19 protein-coding genes are annotated in these 20,102 nt (G+C 54.7%); 11 read left to right on the top strand and 8 right to left on the bottom strand.

Annotated features, from left to right (window positions below; translation table 11 throughout):
* Positions 1-16 precede the first annotated feature (16 nt).
* From fruK to ACQE32_RS02215, 3 genes are all read right to left on the bottom strand, one after another.
* Positions 17-955, bottom strand: a complete 939-nt coding sequence (fruK, locus tag ACQE32_RS02225; RefSeq protein WP_085071091.1) for a 1-phosphofructokinase — start codon at positions 953-955, stop codon at positions 17-19.
* Positions 952-2,085 (bottom strand): fused PTS fructose transporter subunit IIA/HPr protein, encoded by a 1,134-nt coding sequence (fruB, locus tag ACQE32_RS02220; protein WP_427021269.1) that lies wholly within the window; start codon positions 2,083-2,085, stop codon positions 952-954. The genes fruK and fruB overlap by 4 nt, the downstream gene beginning before the upstream one ends.
* 327 nt (positions 2,086-2,412) lie before the next feature.
* A complete protein-coding gene (locus tag ACQE32_RS02215) occupies positions 2,413-2,667 on the bottom strand; it encodes a YkgJ family cysteine cluster protein (RefSeq protein WP_426980766.1) in 255 nt (84 codons plus the stop codon).
* Positions 2,668-2,818: 151 nt separating this feature from the next.
* Here ACQE32_RS02215 and yeiP point away from each other — a divergent pair, with 151 nt between their 5' ends.
* The gene (gene yeiP / locus ACQE32_RS02210; RefSeq protein WP_426971962.1) at positions 2,819-3,391 is read left to right on the top strand and encodes an elongation factor P-like protein YeiP; all 573 of its coding nucleotides are present in this window, start codon (positions 2,819-2,821) and stop codon (positions 3,389-3,391) included.
* Positions 3,392-3,443: 52 nt separating this feature from the next.
* Here yeiP and ACQE32_RS02205 read toward each other — a convergent pair whose 3' ends face one another.
* Positions 3,444-3,659: a hypothetical protein gene (locus ACQE32_RS02205; protein ID WP_426971960.1), complete on the bottom strand. Its 216-nt coding sequence runs from the start codon at positions 3,657-3,659 to the stop codon at positions 3,444-3,446.
* A gap of 180 nt (positions 3,660-3,839) precedes the next feature.
* Between ACQE32_RS02205 and ACQE32_RS02200 the strand changes: the two genes are divergently transcribed.
* From ACQE32_RS02200 to yejF, 8 genes are all read left to right on the top strand, one after another.
* Positions 3,840-4,823 carry a CobW family GTP-binding protein gene (locus tag ACQE32_RS02200; protein ID WP_427021268.1) on the top strand — a complete coding sequence of 328 codons (984 nt, stop codon included), beginning with the start codon at positions 3,840-3,842 and terminating at the stop codon, positions 4,821-4,823.
* A gap of 38 nt (positions 4,824-4,861) precedes the next feature.
* On the top strand, positions 4,862-5,575 hold the full coding sequence (locus ACQE32_RS02195; protein ID WP_426971957.1) for a phosphatase PAP2 family protein: 714 nt from the start codon (positions 4,862-4,864) through the stop codon (positions 5,573-5,575).
* 520 nt (positions 5,576-6,095) lie between these two features.
* Positions 6,096-6,668, top strand: a complete 573-nt coding sequence (gene mepS / locus ACQE32_RS02190) for a bifunctional murein DD-endopeptidase/murein LD-carboxypeptidase (RefSeq protein ID WP_426971955.1) — start codon at positions 6,096-6,098, stop codon at positions 6,666-6,668.
* 226 nt (positions 6,669-6,894) lie between these two features.
* A complete protein-coding gene (locus ACQE32_RS02185; protein ID WP_427021267.1) occupies positions 6,895-8,472 on the top strand; it encodes a cyclic di-GMP phosphodiesterase in 1,578 nt (525 codons plus the stop codon).
* Between the two features lie 60 nt (positions 8,473-8,532).
* Positions 8,533-10,338, top strand: coding sequence for an extracellular solute-binding protein (locus ACQE32_RS02180; RefSeq protein ID WP_427021266.1), 1,806 nt, complete (start codon positions 8,533-8,535; stop codon positions 10,336-10,338).
* 9 nt (positions 10,339-10,347) lie between these two features.
* Positions 10,348-11,433, top strand: coding sequence for a microcin C ABC transporter permease YejB (locus ACQE32_RS02175; protein WP_426980762.1), 1,086 nt, complete (start codon positions 10,348-10,350; stop codon positions 11,431-11,433).
* Positions 11,433-12,458, top strand: coding sequence for an ABC transporter permease (locus ACQE32_RS02170; protein ID WP_426971950.1), 1,026 nt, complete (start codon positions 11,433-11,435; stop codon positions 12,456-12,458). Before ACQE32_RS02175 ends, ACQE32_RS02170 begins: the two co-directional genes overlap by 1 nt.
* A 1-nt stretch (position 12,459) precedes the next feature.
* Complete coding sequence (gene yejF / locus ACQE32_RS02165) at positions 12,460-14,061, top strand: microcin C ABC transporter ATP-binding protein YejF (RefSeq protein WP_426971949.1); 1,602 nt, start codon at positions 12,460-12,462, stop codon at positions 14,059-14,061.
* A 71-nt stretch (positions 14,062-14,132) separates the two neighbouring features.
* Here the strand turns inward: yejF and ACQE32_RS02160 are convergent, their stop codons facing one another.
* The 3 genes from ACQE32_RS02160 to rsuA form a co-directional block, all read right to left on the bottom strand.
* A complete protein-coding gene (locus ACQE32_RS02160; RefSeq protein ID WP_085072322.1) occupies positions 14,133-14,465 on the bottom strand; it encodes a YejG family protein in 333 nt (110 codons plus the stop codon).
* A gap of 244 nt (positions 14,466-14,709) precedes the next feature.
* The gene (locus ACQE32_RS02155; protein WP_426971948.1) at positions 14,710-15,912 is read right to left on the bottom strand and encodes a Bcr/CflA family multidrug efflux MFS transporter; all 1,203 of its coding nucleotides are present in this window, start codon (positions 15,910-15,912) and stop codon (positions 14,710-14,712) included.
* 40 nt (positions 15,913-15,952) lie between these two features.
* Positions 15,953-16,657, bottom strand: a complete 705-nt coding sequence (gene rsuA, locus ACQE32_RS02150; protein WP_250650395.1) for a 16S rRNA pseudouridine(516) synthase RsuA — start codon at positions 16,655-16,657, stop codon at positions 15,953-15,955.
* A 158-nt stretch (positions 16,658-16,815) separates the two neighbouring features.
* Between rsuA and ACQE32_RS02145 the strand changes: the two genes are divergently transcribed.
* Positions 16,816-18,570, top strand: a complete 1,755-nt coding sequence (locus tag ACQE32_RS02145) for a DEAD/DEAH box helicase (protein ID WP_427021265.1) — start codon at positions 16,816-16,818, stop codon at positions 18,568-18,570.
* Positions 18,571-18,723: 153 nt separating this feature from the next.
* Positions 18,724-19,008, top strand: a complete 285-nt coding sequence (gene rplY / locus ACQE32_RS02140) for a 50S ribosomal protein L25 (protein WP_250650397.1) — start codon at positions 18,724-18,726, stop codon at positions 19,006-19,008.
* 82 nt (positions 19,009-19,090) lie between these two features.
* Here the strand turns inward: rplY and yejK are convergent, their stop codons facing one another.
* Positions 19,091-20,095 carry a nucleoid-associated protein YejK gene (gene yejK / locus ACQE32_RS02135; RefSeq protein ID WP_427021264.1) on the bottom strand — a complete coding sequence of 335 codons (1,005 nt, stop codon included), beginning with the start codon at positions 20,093-20,095 and terminating at the stop codon, positions 19,091-19,093.
* Positions 20,096-20,102: the final 7 nt, after the last annotated feature.

The raw sequence follows: 20,102 nt of genomic DNA, 5'->3' as shown, positions 1-20,102 counted from the left end.
TCTACCTCTCCTGCTGTCAGTTAAAGGGTTTCAGGTCGACGCGCGCCATCATCGCGGCCAACTGAGTACGATCGGTAACGCCCACATTGCTTTGGCTGACCGCCAGCGCGGCAACCGCTGTCGCCAGGCGCAGCGTATGTTCGCTTGATTCGCGCATCAGCAGGCCGTAGATCAGCCCGCCTACCATGGAGTCGCCTGCACCCACGGTGCTGACCACCTCACAGGCCGGTGGTTTGGCGATCCACTCGCCGGAGGCGTTGACCCACAGCGCGCCTTCCGCACCCAGCGAAATCACCACATGAGCAATGCCCTGCTCGCGCAGCGCATGCGCAGCTTCAATAACATCTTCAAGCGTGGGCAGCTTGCGTCCGGCCCAGATCTCCAGCTCGCGGCGGTTTGGTTTCACCAGCCAGGGCGCAGCTTTCAGTCCTGCCACCAGCGCTTCGCGGCTGCTGTCAAAAATAATGCAGGGACACTGGGCACGCAGATCGCTCATCCAGCGGGTAAAGGCTTCCGGCGCAACGCCAGCCGGCAGGCTGCCGCTAACGCAAACCATATCGAACTGTCCAAGCCAGGTCAGGGAATCAGTGGTGAAACGCTCCCAGTCCTGCGCGCTCACGTCAAAACCGGAAAAGTTCAGGTCGGTGACTTCGCCATCTTTCTCGGTAAGCTTAACGTTGATACGCGTGCGGCCCGGCACCACATGGAAACGGTTGGCGATACCCAGTTCGCTAAACAGATGCTGGAAGCCGTCCTGATTCTCTTTACCCAGAAAACCGCCAACGGTGACATCAATGCCCAGATCCTTCAGCACTTTCGCCACGTTAATGCCTTTGCCGGCGGCATGCAGCCCGGTGGTTTTCACCAGGTTAACTTCACCACGCTCAATTTCCGGGCAATATCCCACCAGGTCATAGGCCGGATTTAGCGTGATGGTTGCAACGCGTCTGCTCATGCTGCCCCCTCGCCAAGGCCGCTGTTAATGGCCTCTTCAATCGCATTCAGCGCCTGCTGCGCATCTTCACCGCTGGCGGTAAAGCGCAGGCGATGTCCTTTTTTCACACCCAGCGCCACTACCTTCATCAGGCTGCGACCATTGGCTGGCTTACCGCTGCCGTCAAGGTTGGTGATCGTGACATCACAGTTGAATTGCTTGATCACGCTGACCAGCGCGGTGCCTGGTCGGGCATGCAAACCATGTTCGTTGCGGATAATAAATTCCGCCGTCAGCACTTCCGCCTGTTCATCCACTTCGCTGGTTAACAGCGCCAGCACGCCAGCGGCATCCGCTTTCAGCAGACGCTCCGCTTTATTTTTCAGCAGCAGATCGCTGAGATAGTTAAGCACCTGCAGCGGCTTATCATCAGCCACCGCCACGGTCACCAGCATCGCTGCGGTTTCACCATCAACAACAACAGGCTGTGCGACGCGGCTGACCGCTACGGCGCTGCCCAGATTGCCTTCGGTGCTGTCGTTCAGCCAGATGCCCTGGCCAAGGTTCAGCGGCTTCGCGCCAATAACCTGCGCGACAAAACGTGCATCAACCGCACCCGCCTGCTGCAGTCGGCCCGCATTGAGCGCCTGTAGCGTCATTAAATCGCTGGCGTTGACATCAACGGCAATCAGCGAGGTATCAAATTTGAATTCGCTGCCCTGCTTTTCACCCATCAGCAGGCTGCGCAGTTCTTCGGCAGAGCTGGTGGTTCTTAATTGCGCGGCAACATCATCATCGCTCAGCACATGGGTAAGCTGACGCAGCAGCGCCAGATGCTCGTCGGAACGGGCGGCGATACCGATTACCACATACGCGGTTTGATCGTCGCCCCAGACAATGCCTTGCGGAAACTGAAACACCTGCACGCCGGTCTGCTTAACCAGGTCGCGGGTGTCGGTGGTGCCGTGAGGGATTGCAATGCCGTTGCCCAGATAAGTTGAAGTTTGTTGTTCGCGGGCCAGCATGCCGTTGACATACCCTTCGCCTACATTGCCTGCGGCAGTCAGCGCTGCGGCGACCTGGCGAATGGCCTCTTCTTTATTACTGGCTGTCTGCCCTGGATGGATAGCCTTGATATCGAGCTGGAACATAGTTCTCCTCTCCTGCCGAAATTGAATCGTTTCAGCTGTATTGAGAAAAAAAGCGTTACCCCATGCCAACTTTACTTGCGAGATAACGCTGAAACGTTTCAATCAGTTTGGTACAGAGTAGCGTTGACACGCAAGTTATGTCTGAATCCACGTAGCATATTTTTGAAGCAACGCACATTTCATTTACGTTTTCAGAATAATTCTGCTGCAAAGCTGAAAATAGCGCTGACGGCAAAGGTGCTTCATCGTTCAGCTTCAGCAAGCATCAGCTGATAAGAATAAGAGGCGGTAAAAGACCACAGGAAAGGCGAACAGGCAGGGATATTTTCAGGGGGCAGTGGCTGCTTCCAGTGTTAACAGCCAGGTAAGCGCCTGCTCACGGGAGGAGCCGCACATTTCAGCGGAAGGCTGCAAACCAGCGCAGACTTTAGGGCGCAGCGGCGAGCCGAATATTTTACAGCGCTGTTGGGCATCCAGCTGAATACAGGGCGTATTGGCCGGCTTGCCCTGCGGCATGCCGGGAATGGGTGATGAGATGGACGGCGCTGTACAACAGGCCCCACAACCGCTACGACATTCCATAACATTCCCCCGCTGAAAACCTCGCGACAATAGCAGCCCGTTTCATGAATTGCTATCTGACTCGTTAAAAATCGCTGCGGGATCTTGCCTGTTCTGCTGGCCGGGAGTACTTTGTCGCGATTCTTAACTATACGATGCAGAGAGAATGTAGATGCCAAAAGCTAACGAAATTAAACGCGGTATGGCCGTGACCTGGAACGGCAAGCTGCTGCTGGTTAAAGACATTGATATTCAAAGCCCCAGCGCACGCGGCGCCTCAACTTTATATAAAATGCGTTTTACCGATATTCGTACCGGTATGAAAGTAGAAGAACGTTTTAAAGGCGACGATATCGTTGACGCTATCTCTCTGGTTCGCCGCTCGGTAACCTTTTCTTATGTCGATGGCGATGAATATGTGTTTATGGATGAAGAGGACTACACCCCTTACATCCTGAAAAAAGAGCAAATCGAAGAAGAGCTGCTGTTCATTCCTGAAGGCGGGATGCCGGGTATGCAAGTGCTGACGATGGATGGTCAGGTGCTGGCGCTTGAGTTGCCGCAGACCGTTGATATGGAAATTGTGGATACTTCGCCAGGCATTAAAGGCGCTTCAGCCAGCGCACGTACCAAACCCGCCGTGATGGCAACCGGATTATCTATTCAGGTGCCGGAATATCTTAGTAACGGCGACAAAATCCGTATTCATATTGCGGAGCGCCGCTATATGGGTCGCGCTGACTAAAATTCCGCTCTGTCTTTCACCAAACCAAATGTTACATTATAACATTTGGTTATTACTGATAGCTGACGATAATCAGTCCCCGCTGCTGCTGGTTATCCAGCCAGATAAGCTGGGCTTGCACACTTTTCTCCGCCAGATCGCTGCGGGTAAGGTGCGCTAACGGCTGAGACTGACGCAACCATTGACCCTGACGATAACACTCGCTGTTTAATGTGCCCTGCGCTACTGCGATATTGCAGCCTGGCTCCTCCAGGCCGCCATGAAACATAAGGGTTCCGCTGCTGTGAGCAGAAAGAGATAACAGCGTTAATATTAAGGTCAAGCCGATGCGGTATTTCATGATTATCGCGCCCCTGATGGTTTATTGCCGGTTAAATATATCATTAACGGCATTTCGTTAGTTTGCAGCAGCAGCAGAAGGCGAATTAATCAATAAAAGGAGATCTCCATGATCCAGGTCAACCTGATTACCGGGTTTCTTGGCAGCGGCAAAACTACCACGCTGCTGCATCTGCTGGCGCAGAAACCAGAAGGCGAAAACTGGGCCATCCTGGTAAATGAGTTTGGTGAAATCGGTATCGATGGCGCGCTGCTGGCCGAAAGCGGCGCGGTATTAAAAGAGATCCCCGGCGGCTGCATGTGCTGCGTTAATGGTCTGCCCATGCAGGTAGGGCTTAATATGTTGCTACGTCAGCATCAGCTTGATCGCCTGCTGATCGAACCCACCGGTCTGGGTCATCCCAAACAGATCCTGGATATGCTGAGCGCCGAAGTTTACCAGCCCTGGCTGACGCTTCAGGCTTCGCTGGCGCTGCTGGATCCGCGTCAGCTAAGCGATGCGCGCGTATGGACCAATGAAAATTTCCGCGATCAGCTGGCCGCGGCGGATATTATCATCGCCAACAAGCAGGATCGCTGGCAGGAAGAAGATCGACAGGCACTGGCGCAGTGGCAGGCGGAGGCGCTGGCAGGTCGCCTGCTGGTCTCCACCGAGTATGGCCGCATCGATCCGGCGCTGTTGGCGCAACCGCGCCGTAATCTGCGTACGCTGCCGCAGAGCGAGGCGCATCAGCATAGTCACCCTGGTTCAGGGCTCTCAGCGCTACGTCTCGATCGCAATGCGCGCTGGCGTCGCGCCTTTAATCAGGGCCAGGGCTATTACGCCTGCGGCTGGGCTTTTGACAGCGATACGCTGTTCGATACCATCGGCATTCTTGAGTGGGCGCGCCTGGCTCCGGTGACCCGCGTTAAAGGGGTTATGCGCATCGCTGAAGGCGCGGTCAGCATTAATCGTCAGGGTGCCGATTTCCATATCGAGACGCGCCAGGCGCCGCCGCCGGATAGCCGGATCGAAATTATTCACGACAGTGAAGCGGACTGGAATCAGCTACAAAGCGAGTTGTTGAAGCTCCGTTTAAGCGATAATACCTAGGCTATGTCGCTATTTTTGACCTTTGCTGTGAGTTCCCTATGAACGCAAAACGTTTGGCGATTATTCTGCTGCTGAACTTACTTGGGGTGGCGCTGTTTTTATCCTGGTTCGTGCCTGAACATCACGGTGCCTGGTTCAGCATCGACAGCGCGATTTTTCTCTGGTTTAACCAGCATATGGCCACCAGTCATGCGTTTGCCTTATTGCTGGCGATCACTAATTATCGCGGCTTTGATGCGGTATCGCTGCTGGCGATGGGCCTGCTGTACTGGTCGTACTGGCTGCGTGAAACGCCGCAAGAGCGTCGCCGTATGCTGGCGATCGGTATCTGCATGCTGTTGACGGCGGTGGTGCTCAACCAGCTCGGCCATCTGCTGCCGGTAAAACACAGCAGCCCGACGCTGTTTTTTGAGCAGGCTTATCGTGTAAGCGAGCTGACTGGCATTCCTGCCAAGGATGCCTCCAAAGACAGCTTCCCGGGCGATCACGGCATGATGCTGATGATCTTTGCCTGCTTTATGCTGCGCTACTTTGGCAAAAGGGCTTTTGCCATTGCGCTGGTTATTGTGGTGCTGTTTTCGCTGCCGCGCATTATGGCGGGCGCGCACTGGTTTACCGATGTTGCGGTAGGTTCGCTCTCGGTGGTGCTGGTTGGGTTGAGCTGGTGGCTGATAACGCCGGCCAGCGATGCGCTGGTTAACTGGCTCTGGCGCACCCTGCCCGGCAAATATAAACCCGGTTTGCCGCGCTAACCTTTTGCCTGCGCGTGTCGAAACCGTGAAAAGCCCCGTCTGGTTATTGCCGACGGGGCTTTTTTATTTCCTGGTAATGAGTCTGCTAATTAGCGACGTAAAAGAAATAGTGATGACCGCCCGGCCTGAATATTGGCGGGCGGCCCTGCTTGTCCAGCCTGTTTTTTCTGAAAAATGCCGCTATCCGATAAATTGACCGGTTAAAGCCCCTTTAATCCCGCCATTATTTGCACAAAGTTGTCGATAAAGTAGCCAAATGGTTATGTATTGATTTCACATCAAAAAAACCTATAAAAAAGTGCGTAAAACCACTCGCCATGCGGCTTGCAATCGGTTAACCTCAGCCACAGCCAGGCAAAAGTCGTACGTAATGTACGCTTCTGTAAATAAAAAATGTGCGTATTCACACATTTTAAAGATTCAGAAATTGTCTTATGTGCTGGGAGTATTTAATCTCGTGCCGTTTTGCTCATTAATCAGCGACCTCCGGTCGTAAGGACTTCAAGGGATAATAAACACAATGGTCAAATCTCAACCGTTTCTGAGATATATCTTGCGGGTAATCCCTGCTGTCGCGCTGGCGACATTACTCTCAGCATGTAGTGGTCATCACGGACAAAATGCGCAAACTGAGACCCATGCAGTGAATAACCAGAATGGTTTTTTACTTCAAGCGTCTCAGGATGAATTTGAACAAATGGTGCAGAATGTCGATATTAAATCGCGCATTCTGGAACAATATGCCGACTGGAAAGGCGTGCGTTATCGTTTAGGCGGTACCACTAAACGTGGCATTGATTGTTCCGCATTTGTACAACTCACTTTCCGTGAACAATTCGGTCTTGATCTGCCGCGCTCAACTTCAGAGCAAAAAGATACTGGCCGTGAGGTGGCGCGTACCAAGCTGCGTCCTGGCGATCTGGTGCTGTTCCGGGCGGGCTCTACCGGCCGCCACGTAGGGATTTACCTGGGCAACGACAATTTTGTCCATGCTTCGACCAGCAGCGGTGTCATGATCTCCAGTCTCAACGATTCATACTGGAAAAATCGTTATCGCGAAGCACGACGCGTATTGAGCCGAACACAAAGTTAATTCTTCTCCCTGAAGTTTGATATTAATGAGCAATTAAAAACGCTGCCCCGGCAGCGTTTTTTTCGCCCTGAATACACAGCTTTTGGAAAAAATGCCCTGCTAAAAACCTTTACTCCAGAATAGCAAGACATACAGCCTCACTCGTTATATTCTCCGTTTCTTATTACCAGATACTGGCTGTACTAATTCTCACTATAAAAAAGGCTAAAGCGGGAGATTATGCCCAATGCCATTGTCCAAAGTTATAAAGCGCCAAGCGGATCATCCGCGCCGGATAGCCTGGATCAGTACCGTTGCGGGTCTCATTTTCTTTCTTATTTTTAGCACCGCTACTCTGTTTATTATTCAGCACAAGCGGGCGCAGCAACATGATCGGCTGGCCAATGCCAGCAAGGTTTATATGCAGAATTTGTTTAATAATCTGCAGAAAAATCTGCTGCCGCTACTTAAGTATACTAACGATAGCTGTCAGCGCGTCAGTAGCATACTTACCTCGCGCGCAGCCTTTATCAACGATATTCGCACTATCATGCTGGTGCGCGACGGTCAGGCCTGGTGTTCATCGGCTACCGGCGCTTTTCTGCTACCGGTGCGTAATTTTTCCTCCTCGCTGGTGCTGTCGCGTCCATATGATGTTGCGTTGGTCGGCGGCACGCCCATGCTTCCCCATCAGCCTGCGATTTTGCTGTGGCTACAGCATCCCAGTGTTGCCAGTCAAGGTATACTCGCCACGCTGGATGTTAATATGACGCCTTTGCTGTTGCTGGCAGCGAGCCAGGAGAGCCTGGATGGACTGGCAATCGTATCAGGCGATAAGGCGCTGCTCACCTGGAGTAATAAGCTAATTCCGCGCATGGCGCTGCCCGCTACCGCCCTGCGTCAGTTTAGCGTGCCGGGTTACGCGTTGACCTTCTATCTGTACGGTGAAGAACTCTCGGTACGCGATATCGCTTTCGTGTTACTGGCTGGCCTGCTGCTGGCGGTGATAGTGGCGTCGGTCAGCTGGCTACTCTTTTCAGTGCGTCTGCGCCCCGGCAAAGAGATTTTGCTGGGCATTAAACGTAATGAGTTTCACGTGGTTTATCAGCCGTTGATCGAAGCGGCATCCGGTCGCGTCTACGGGCTGGAAGCTCTGCTACGCTGGACGCATCCGGTAACCGGCCCTATTCCGCCTGATGCCTTTATCACCTATGCCGAAAGCCAGAATATGATCGTCCCGCTGACGCGCCATCTGTTCAGGCTGGTCGCGCAGGATGCCCGGCTGCTTTGCTGCCATCTCCCACCGGGTGCTACGATGGGGCTGAATATTGCGCCGGGGCATCTCTCTGCCCCAGGCTTTCGCCAGGATGTGAACGAGTGGATTGCCAGCATGCCGCCTGCGCATTTTGATTACGTATTTGAAATAACCGAACGCACCATGGTTGCCGGGCAAAAGGCGGCGGCAGTATTTGACTGGCTGCACGAACAGCAGATCACCATCGCGATTGATGATTTTGGCACCGGTCATAGCGCGCTGATCTATCTGGAGAAATTCAGCTTTGACTATTTGAAAATCGATCGTGGTTTCGTGCAAAGTATCGGCATGGAAACGGTTACTTCACCAGTACTGGATGCGGTATTGACGCTGGCGCGTAAGCTAAACTTGAAAACCGTTGCCGAAGGCGTAGAGACGGAGGAGCAGGCCGCCTGGCTGATTAAGCGCGGCGTGACCCATATGCAGGGTTATCTGTTTAGCCGCCCGTTACCGCCTGAGCAGCTTATCCAATATTTGCAAAAGCAGCAGGCCGATCGAGCCGATGCTTAGCCCGCTGGTTCTTGACGGCGGCCACCGCGCCGCCTGTTTGTTCGGGAGATAACCGATTTAATGTTACTTCGTCTGCTTATACTGGCTCTTGCTATTGGCGCAGCGCCTGCTGCGTGGGCCGAAGTCATTCAGGAAGGCCACGCTTTCGCCGAGCTGGGCGAGCCAAAATATGACGCAAATTTTACCCATTATGATTACGCTAATCCGGCTGCGCCGAAAGGCGGTAAAATTACCCTGGCGGTGATAGGTAATTACGATAACTTCAACCGCTTTGCCTCTCGCGGCTATCCCGGTGAAGGAACCATTACGCTGTACGATCGGCTGTTCGCCACCTCTGACGATGAGCTCGGCAGCTACTATCCACTGATTGCAGAGTATGCACGCTATCCCGCCGATTTTAAGTGGGCGGAGATCACACTCAATCCCCGCGCCCGCTTTCATGATGGTTCGCCGATTACCGCGCAGGATGTCGCCTTTACCTTTGAAAAGTTTATGACCGAAGGCGTAACCTCATTTCGTCTGGTCTATAAAGGCGTTACGGTAAAAGCGATTTCACGGCTGACGGTACGCATTGAGCTGCCGAAAGCGGATAAAAGCCAGATGCTGGGGCTGTTTAACATGGTGGTGCTGTCGGAGAAATTCTGGCAGTCGCGTAAATTCAACGAGCCGCTGGGCTATCCGCCGCTCTCCAGCGGCCCCTACCGTATCAGCGCCTATAAAATTGGCCAGTATATTACCTATTCGCGTGTTAAAGATTACTGGGCCGCCGATCTGCCGGTAAACAAAGGCCGCTTTAATTTCGATACCATCCGCTACGACTATTACCTGGATGACAATGTCGCCTTTGAGGCCTTTAAAGCGGGCGCCTCAGATTTCCGCGCTGAAGGCTCGGCCAAGAACTGGGCGACCCAGTACCGTGGCAGCAGTTTCGAGCAGCAACAGATCGTGAAAGAGGCGCGACCGAATCAGGTCACCACCGATACGGCCTGGCTGGCATTTAATAATGAAAAGCCGCTGTTCAGTGACCGTCGGGTGCGTCAGGCGTTAACGCTGGCCTTTGATTTCGAATGGATGAACAAGGCGCTGTTTTATGGTGCCTATTTACGCAGCAGCAGCTATTTCCAGAATACCGAATATGCCGCACGCGGCTACCCGGATGCTGCGGAACTGGCGATCCTCGCGCCGTATAAAGGCCAAATTCCGGATGAGGTATTCAGCGAGCGTTATCAGCCGCCGCGCAGCGACGGCAGCGGCTACGATCGCGCCAACTTGCTCAAAGCGCTGGCGCTGCTGAAGCAGGCGGGCTGGCAGCTTAAAAATCAGCAGTTGGTTAACAGCGCCGGACAGCCGTTTCGTTTTGAACTGCTGCTGCCGAGCGGTGGTAATATCGCCTGGGTGCTCCCCTTCCAGCACAGTCTTAAGCGTTTAGGCATTACCGTAGATATTCGCCGGGTCGACAGCTCGCAATATTTACGGCGGCTGCGAGGTGGTGATTATGATATGACGCCAGGGCTGTATTACGCCACGCCCTGGCCAAACAGCAGCCTTAGCCAGCTCTGGCAGTCGCCATTTATCGATTCCAGCTGGAACCGGCCACGGGTAAAAAGTCCGGTGCTGGATGCGTTAATCGATCGTATTCTGGCGCATCAGGGCGATAAGGCAGCGCTGCTGCCGTTAGGGCGCGCGCTGGACCGCATCCTGCTGTGGAACTATTACATGATCCCGATGTGGTATGGTGCCAGTGACCGCTACGCCTGGTGGAATAAATTTTCACATCCCACAGTAACGCCCGCCTTTTCCGTCGGGCTGGAGAACTGGTGGTACGATGTGAACAAGGCTGAAAAATTGCCGGCCCAGCGGCGTTAAGGAGTCAATTTGGGCGCTTATTTGATTCGTCGTTTACTGCTGATTATCCCCACGCTGTGGGCGATCATTACGCTGAATTTTTTTATTGTGCAGATTGCGCCCGGCGGCCCGGTAGAACAGGCGCTGGCTAACGCGCAGTTTGGTCAGACCACCGGTTTGCCCGGCAGCGATGGCGCGGAAAGCAGCCGGGCAATACTTAACAGCTCGCCGGGCGATAGTCAGTATCGCGGCTCGCGCGGCCTCGATCCTGAAGTCATCGCCGAGATCACCAAACGTTACGGTTTCGATAAACCGCTACACGAGCGCTATTTCAACCTGTTGTGGGACTATATTCGCTTTGATTTCGGCGACAGTCTTTTCCGCAGCGCCTCGGTGATCCAGATGATTAAAGAGAGCCTGCCGGTGTCGATATCGCTTGGCCTGTGGAGTACTTTGATTATTTATCTGGTGTCGATTCCGCTGGGTATTAAAAAAGCGGTACGCAACGGCAGCGCCTTTGATGTCTGGAGCAGCACCCTGATTATCATTGGTTATGCGATCCCCGCCTTTCTGTTTGGCATCATGCTGATTGTGCTGTTTGCCGGCGGCAGTTATCTGGACTGGTTTCCGCTGCGCGGCCTGACGTCGCCGCAGTTTGCTACGCTGCCCTGGTATGAAAAGATCGCTGACTACTTTTGGCATATTACGCTGCCGGTAGTGGCGACGGTAATCGGCGGCTTCGCCACCTTAACTATGCTGACAAAAAACTCCTTTCTGGATGAGATACGTAAACAGTATGTGGTGACCGCGCGTGCAAAAGGGCTGGATGAAAACAAAATTCTCTACCGGCATGTATTTCGCAACGCCATGCTGTTGGTTATCGCCGGTTTCCCCGCCACATTTATCAGCATGTTTTTCACCGGCTCGCTGCTGATTGAAGTCATGTTTTCACTTAACGGTCTGGGCCTGCTGGGCTATGACGCCACCATCCAGCGCGACTATCCGGTGATGTTTGGTACGCTGTATATTTTTACCCTGATCGGCCTGCTGCTCAATATCTTAAGCGATATTACCTATACGCTGGTCGATCCTCGCATCGACTTTGAGGGACGATAATGAGCCGTTTAAGTCCGGTAAACCAGGCGCGCTGGCAGCGCTTCAGGCAAAATCGTCGCGGCTACTGGTCGCTGTGGCTGTTTGCGCTGATCTTTATACTATGTCTGGGCGCGGAACTGCTGGCTAACGACAAGCCGCTATTGGTGCATTATCAGGATCGCTGGTATGCCCCGCTGCTGTTTAACTATAGCGAAAGCGATTTCGGTGGTCCTTTTGCTACCGCCGCAGATTATCAGGATCCGTGGCTGAAACAGCGTCTGACGCAGGATGGTTGGGCGCTGTGGGCGCCGATCCGCTTTGATGACGACACCATTAATTTTGCCACGAAAGTCCCCTTCCCTTCTCCGCCCTCTACGCAAAACTGGCTGGGTACCGACGCCAACGGCGGCGATGTGCTGGCGCGCATTTTGTACGGCACGCGCATTTCTCTGCTGTTTGGCCTGATGCTGACGCTGATTTCCAGCGTTATCGGCATTACGGTGGGCGCGATGCAGGGCTATTTTGGCGGCAAAGTGGATCTGTTTGGTCAACGTATTATTGAAATCTGGTCCGGTATGCCGACACTGTTTTTGATTATTCTGCTTTCCAGCGTTGTCCAGCCCGGCTTCTGGTGGTTGCTGGCAATTACCGTGGCATTTGGCTGGATGAGCCTGGTCGGCGTGGTGCGCGCCGAGTTCTTGCGCACACGCAACTTTGACTATATTCGGGCGGCAACCGCGCTGGGCGTCAGCGACAGCCGGATTATGCTGCGCCATATTTTACCCAATGCGATGGTCGCGACCCTGACCTGGCTGCCGTTTATTTTGTGTGGTTCAATCACTACCTTAACCTCGCTCGATTTCCTGGGCTTTGGCCTGCCGCTCGGCTCTCCTTCGCTCGGCGAGCTGCTGCTGCAGGGGAAAAACAATCTGCAGGCGCCCTGGCTCGGTCTGGCGGGCTTCTTTACTCTGGCTATTTTACTGTCGCTGCTGATTTTTATCGGCGAAGCGGTACGTGACGCATTCGATCCCGCTAAGGTCTCCTGATATGTCTTTTCCCCTGCTTAGCATCAATCATCTCAGCATCGCTTTTCGCCACGGCGCTACCGAGCAACGCGTGGTGGATGACCTTTCGCTTAGGGTCGAAGCGGGCGAAACGCTGGCGCTGGTCGGCGAATCTGGCTCCGGCAAAAGCGTTACCGCGCTTTCAGTGATGCGTCTGCTGCCGTCACCGCCGGTGGTCTGGCCGCAGGGTGAGATCCTGTTCGAAGGGCAGGATCTGCTGCGCGCCGATGAACGCACGCTACAGCGGCTGCGCGGCAACCGCATGGCCATGATTTTTCAGGAACCGATGGTGTCGCTTAACCCATTGCATACTCTGGAAAAACAGCTGTATGAGGTGCTGTCGCTGCATCGGGGCATGCGACGCGAGGCGGCGCGCGCTGAAATGCTAAGCTGTCTTGATCGGGTTGGCATCCGTAACGCGCGTGCGCGCCTGGCTGACTATCCGCATCAGCTTTCCGGTGGCGAGCGTCAGCGCGTTATGATTGCGATGGCGCTGCTGACCCAGCCAGATTTATTGATCGCCGATGAGCCAACCACCGCGCTGGATGTCACGGTGCAGGCGCAGATCCTCACGCTGCTGAAAGAGCTGAAGCGCGAGCTGAATATGGGCCTGCTGTTTATTACTCATAACCTGAACATTGTTCGCCAACTGGCCGATAGCGTCAGCGTGATGCAAAACGGTAAAGGTGTAGAGCATAATCGCTGCGATCGGCTGTTTGCGACGCCGCAGCATCCCTATACGCGTAAGCTGATCGATGCGGAGCCGACCGGACGTCCCGCACCGGTTGACCAAAGCCAGCCCGCGCTTCTGCAGGTGAATCAGTTGCAGGTGGCTTTTGCAGTAAAACGCGGGCTGCTGCGCCGTACCACGCATCAATATCAGGCATTAAAGAACCTCAGCTTTACCCTGCGGCCCGGAGAAAGCCTGGGGCTGGTGGGCGAATCTGGCTCCGGGAAAAGCACAACCGGTCTGGCGCTGCTGCGGCTCATCGCCTCGCAGGGCGAGATTAACTTTGCAGGTCAGCCGCTACAGCATCTTAGCCGTCGGCAAATGCTGCCCTGGCGGCCCCGGCTACAGGTGGTTTTTCAGGATCCTAACTCTTCGCTGAACCCACGCCTGAACGTGGTGCAGATTATTGAAGAAGGTTTACAGGTACATCGTCCGGCGCTTACGGCGCAGCAGCGTGAAGAGCAGGTAATTCAGGTAATGCAGGAGGTCGGGCTCGATCCCGCTACCCGACATCGTTATCCGGCGGAATTTTCCGGCGGTCAGCGTCAGCGCATTGCTATCGCCCGCGCCTTGATCCTGCAACCTGAACTGGTGATCCTCGATGAGCCAACCTCCTCGCTGGATCGCTCGGTGCAGAAGCAGATCCTGGAGCTGTTAAAAAAGCTGCAGCAAGAGCATCGCCTGGCCTACATTTTTATCAGCCACGATTTGCAGGTGGTGCGTTCGCTGTGCCATCAGGTGGTGGTTTTGCGTCAGGGCGAAGTGGTTGAGCAGGGAGATTGCGCTGCGGTTTTTGCCGCACCGCAGCAGGAATATACGAGGCAATTGTTAACGCTGGCGCAAACGGCGGATTAGCAGAGGCACCGCAGCGCCTTATCAGTATCACTATCTGGCCGATAGCTAGCCAAATGACCGGAGTGACCGAATCAAAGCGACTGAGCGGTAAAGGTTTCGGCAATCGCCACGCCCTGATTTTTCAGGCGTACCGTGGCAGCGCTTTCATCGCTGCGCTGCACAAACAGACAGGGCTCGCCTTGCCACTCGACAATGGCACATTCCACCTGGATTTCCGCCAGCATGGCGCGCATTTTCTGCATCACTTCCCAGGCGGGCGCACCATCATGGCTAAGCAGCCGCAAACCAATCAAATCGTCATCGGCCGCCAGCGTATTCAGTTCTATCGCCCCGCCAGCCATTCCGGCAGCCCAACGGTAGCTTTGTGGTAAGCGATGTACAATCGACAATTGTAAAGTGTTCAAATGCAATCCCCAGGGCACCTGATGCTCGCGGTTCGCTGCCTCCGATCACAGCCTGACCAGATGGCAAAAGCGCGTAGCGAGCATTTTATTGTTACGGCATTTTGAGAGGTAGCTCTCATTTTGCTGCTATATGTACCGCGTTCGGGAAACAGGCACAACCACTTTTGCTTCATCCCTGTAACTTTTACACGCCTATACTTTTACATATAATCAACAAACCGCACTTTTGCCAGGGCGAAGAACGTTAACTTGCCTGCGTGTGCTTATGCGCGCGGCTGGCATAGCTAAACAGCAGCAGCGAACAGGTGGCGCATAAGGCTATTGACCATACCATCGGCCAGGCGGTGGTAAAATTAGCCATAGAGAGCAGTGCGCCTACCAACGCGCCCACACCAAAGCGCAGCGTGCCTGCCAGCGACGATGCGGTGCCGGCAATATGAGGAAACTCATCCAGAATTACCGCCATCGCGTTAGAGGAAACCATCGCCACACAGCCGATAAACAGCGCCACGCCAAACACCAGCGGCAGAAAACCGAGATCGAACGCGCTGACCACCAGCAGCCAGATGCCCATAGCAAACTGGATCAGCAGGCCAAATCGAAACATTGCCAGCGCACCAAAGCGGCGCACCGAGCGGCTGTTAATCAGCGTCATAATAAACAGGAACACTACGTTTAACCCAAAGTAGTAGCCAAAGTTCTGCGGCGAGACATGGTTAACTTCGATATAAACAAACGGCCCGGCGTTAAGAAATGAAAACAGCCCGGCAAACGAGAAGCCGCTGGCCATCATGTAGCTAAAGGCGCGCTTATGGCGAAACAGCGACAGAAAATTGCGTAGCGTGGTGCGTAAATGAAAGCGCTGGCGCTGCTCTTTTGGTAGCGTTTCGCGAATTTGCGTCGCGACCATTACCGTGACCGCCAGCGCCGCCAGCGACAGACTCCAGAAAATCGCATGCCAGCTCCACAGCACCAGCAGCCAGCCGCCGATAATCGGTGCCAGCAGCGGCGCAATGGTGGTTACCAGCATGACAAACGACATCATGCGTGAAAACTCCTCTTTCGAGAAAGCGTCACGCATAAGCGCGTTAATTACCACACTGGCCGCTGCCGCCGAAAGGCCGTGCAGAAACCGCATATTAATCAGCTGCTCAATGCTTTGTGACAGGGCACAGGCGGCCGCAGCCAGCGCAAAAATCAGCGTGCCGATGGTGATCACCGGCTTGCGGCCATAACTGTCCGCCAGCGGGCCATATACCAGCTGTCCCAGCGCAAAGCCCAGGATATAGACGTTAAGCGTCATCTGTACGCTGCCGGCGGACACGCCAAATTCCCTGGCGATCTGCGGCATCGCTGGCAAATACATATCGATCGATAAAGGCATTAACATCGCCAGCAGGCCAAGGATAATCACCAGCCCGATCGAGGAATTTTTTTCCTTACGCAACCTCTGCTCCTTTTGTCAGCTTATGCCACAGATGTCATGGTTAACGCGGCGCGCCGACGCTGGCGACCTCTTCCTCGGTCAGCGGGCGGTATTCGCCCGGCTCCAGATCGTCATCCAGCGTAATCTCGCCGATGCGCTCACGATGCAGCGCCACCACATGGTTGCCTATCGCGGCAAACATACGTTTTACCTGGTGATAGCGCCCTTCGCTGATGGTCAGACGCACCTCTGTTTCGCTAAGCACCTCCAGCGTGGCCGGTTTAGTCAGCGTTTTTTCTCCATGCAGCTGCACGCCCTCAGCAAACAGCTGCGCGGTATCTTCCCGTAGCGGATGCTCCAGCGTGACCCGATACGTTTTTTCACAATGGTGACGCGGCGAGGTAATGCGATGCGACCACTGGCCGTCATCGGTGAGCAGCACCAGCCCGGTGGTGTCAATATCAAGACGCCCTGCCGCATGCAGTTTCCATGCGGTCGGCTCCTCAATAAAATAGAGAATGGTAGGATGATCGGGATCGTCGGTAGAGCAGACATAGCCCTGCGGTTTGTTCAGCATAAAATAGCGCGGCCCGACCTGAAGCTGGAGCAGATTACCTTCATATTCTACCTGGTGTTCCGGCAGCACTTTAAATGCGCCGTCGCGTACAATTTCGCCGTCTACCGTTACGCGTTTGGCCCGCAGTTCCCGTGCGGCGATGGCCCGGCTAACTTCCAGTTGTTGAGAAAGAAATTTATCAAGTCGCATTACTGTTTTGATGCCTGTTGTCTGACCTGGAGAGATACGCCTGCGGCGCATTAAGAGCGCTAAGTATACCTGGAGTTGTCAGCAGCGGACAGAGTGAAATGCCGTTTCACCCGCTTTCATGGCATAATATGGGCCGGTTTCCAAAATCAATTCTGCTCATGTCGTTTACTCTGCGTCCTTATCAACAGGAAGCGGTTGAAGCCACGCTTAACCACTTCCGCCGCTCCCAACAGCCTGCGGTTATCGTGCTGCCCACCGGCGCCGGTAAAAGTCTGGTGATTGCCGAACTGGCGCGGCTGGCGCGCGGACGCGTGCTGGTGCTGGCTCACGTTAAAGAGCTGGTGGCGCAAAACCACAGCAAATATCTGGCGCTGGGGCTGGAAGCGGATATTTTCGCTGCCGGACTGGCGCGCAAAGAGAGTAAAAGCAAAGTGGTATTTGGCAGCGTTCAGTCGGTGGCGCGTAATCTGCCGCTGTTCGACAGCGCCTTTTCGCTGCTGATTGTCGATGAGTGTCATCGCATCGGCGACGATGAAAACAGCCAGTACCAGCAGATCCTTACGCATCTGCGTCAGCATAATCCTCAGTTGCGGCTGCTGGGGCTGACCGCAACGCCCTATCGTCTCGGCAAAGGCTGGATCTATCGGTTTCACTATCATGGCATGGTGCGCGGCGACGAGCGCGCCCTGTTCCATGACTGCATTTATGAACTGCCGCTGCGTTATATGATCAAGCATGGCTTTCTGGTGCCGCCGGAACGCCTGGATATGCCGGTGGTGCAGTACGATTTCAGCCGCCTGAGCGCCCAGGGTAACGGCCTGTTTGCCGAAGCCGATCTTAACCGCGAGCTAAAACAGCAGCAGCGTATTACGCCGCATATTATTAGCCAGATCGTAGAATTTTCCGCCGAGCGTAAAGGCGTAATGATTTTTGCCGCCACCGTTGAACATGCCAAAGAGGTGCTGTCGCTGCTGCCGGAAGGTAAAGCGCTGGTCAGCGCCGACACGCCAGGGCCGGAGCGCGATGCGCTAATCAATGCGTTCAAACAGCAGCAGATCAAATATCTGGTTAATGTCGCGGTGTTAACCACCGGCTTTGACGCGCCGCATGTCGACCTGATCGCGATTTTGCGTCCTACCGAATCGATCAGCCTCTACCAGCAGATTGTGGGGCGTGGACTGCGTCTGTGTGAAGGAAAGAGCGACTGCCTGATTCTGGATTATGCCGGTAACCCGCACGATCTTTTTACGCCGGAAGTGGGCGCGCCGAAAGGTCAGAGCGATAACCAGCCGGTGCAGGTATTTTGCCCGGCCTGCGGCTTCGCCAATACTTTCTGGGGCAAAACCACCGCTGACGGCACCTTGATCGAGCACTTTGGTCGCCGCTGCCAGGGCGTGCTGGAGGATGACGAAGGGAATCGTGAACAGTGCGACTATCGTTTTCGCTTTAAAAGCTGTCCGCACTGCAACGCGGAAAATGATATTGCCGCGCGCCGCTGCCATGAGTGCGATGCGGTGCTGGTCGATCCCGATGATATGCTGAAAGCCGCGCTGAAGCTCAAGGATGCGCTGGTGTTACGCTGCGGCGGCATGACGCTTGAGGCGGGCCGTGACGATAAAGGTGAATGGCTGAAGGCCACCTATTACGATGAGGATGGCACCAGCGTTAGCGAACGCTTCCGCCTACAAACGTCGGCCCAGCGCACTGCCTTTGAGCAACTGTTTATGCGGCCGCATCAGCGCGCGCCTGGCGTACCGCTCGGCTGGCAAAGCGCCCGTGACGTGGTCGCGCTGCAGCCACTGCTGCGTCATCCCGACTTTGTCGTGGCACGCGCACGCGGGCAGTTCTGGCAGGTGCGGGAAAAGGTATTCGATTATCAGGGCCGCTATCGCCGCGCTAATGAGCTGCGCTAATGAGCTGCGCCAGGCGCGCAGGCTTCAGCACTTCCGTTTGCCCCGGCGGCTAAACATCGCTATAATGCCGCGCGCTTTTGTCTGACAAGAGCTGAACAATCCAACCTGCTGCTGGGTCGCCTGTAGCAGGATCATTTATTAAAGAGAGTTACCATGTTAACTATCAAAGCAACTGAACGTAAAGAGCAGGGTAAGGGTGCGAGCCGCCGCCTGCGTGCTGCTAACAAATTCCCGGCTATCATCTATGGTGGCAAGGAAGCAGCAGTTTCTATCGAACTGGATCACGACTCTGTGCTGAACCTGCAGGCTAAGCCTGGCTTCTACACCGACGAACTGGTTCTGGTTGTCGATGGTAAAGAGACCAAAGTTAAAGTGCAGGCTGTACAGCGTCACCCGTTCAAGCCAAAACTGCACCACATGGACTTCGTTCGCGTTTAATCGCGTTTCGGACCCAAAAAAAACGCCGCATCTGCGGCGTTTTTTTATGCCTGCGCGCGGGCAGTAACCCACGCGCTCGCGTTTACTGCCCGCCAGTGCGACGCTGCAGCTGATCGCGCAGATTTGGCGGCGTGCCCTTGATGGTCAGGGTATCGGTCGCCGGATCCCAGAAGATACGCTCGCCCAGCAGCATGGCATCAAAATTGATGGTTAGCCCACCGCCGCGGCCGGCAAATTTGGTCAGCTGACGCAGCGTAGTGCGATCTGCCGGGAAGCTCTCTTCCAGTTCGTATCCCTGCTCCTTAGTAAACTGCTGAAAGTTCTTTTCCCCCAGCGGCGGCAACTCGCGCGCCAGCTCTTCAATGGCAATCTCTTCGCCCGCCTGCAGCTGTTCGTTACAGTAGCTGTAGACCTGCTGGCGATAGTTTTGCCGCTCGGCTTTATCCAGGCTGGATTCGGCACAGTAGTCGTCCACCGCCTGCAGTAATCCCCGGTTCTGCGCTTTGGTATCCAGCCCTACGCTGGCTCCCAGAAAATCCATGAAGAAATCAGCGACCTTACGCCCGACGCGCCCGCGCAGGAAGGTCAAATAACGCGTGGATTCCGGATTCGTTTCCCATTCGGTTAAATCAATGCGCGCAACGATATCGGCGTGGTTAATATCCAGGTAGTGAACGCTGCTGATATCAAGCTGCTCATTAACGCGCATGCTGCTTTGACTGTTCAGTACGGCGATCAATAAATACTCCACCGCCAGATAGCGGTAGTGGCAAAACAGTACAATGCCGCCTTCGGCAAAAGGATATTTTGCCAGTTCATCGCGCAGCCGTCCGGTCGCGGCCCGGCTGAAGGCCAGAAAATCCTGCTGGCCATCGCGGCATTCCCGCAGGGTTTGCGCCAGTTCGCTCTCGGCGTTAAACAGGCCAAACGCTTTGCTTTTCGCGCTGTAGATCCGGTGCAGCTCTTCCACCAGTTCCGACACGGCCTGGGTGGCGGGCAGCAGGCTATCACGCAGCACCAGTTCCAGCGTTTGCTCATCACGTTTGATCAACTGATGCAGGGCAATCTGGTCGATATCCAGACTCATGTTAGAC

Source organism: Pantoea sp. FN0302, assembly GCF_050113775.1.
Classification (GTDB): domain Bacteria; phylum Pseudomonadota; class Gammaproteobacteria; order Enterobacterales; family Enterobacteriaceae; genus Mixta; species Mixta alhagi.
Note: the sequence above shows the minus strand (reverse complement) of the source record. Positions and strands in the feature narration are given on the sequence as shown.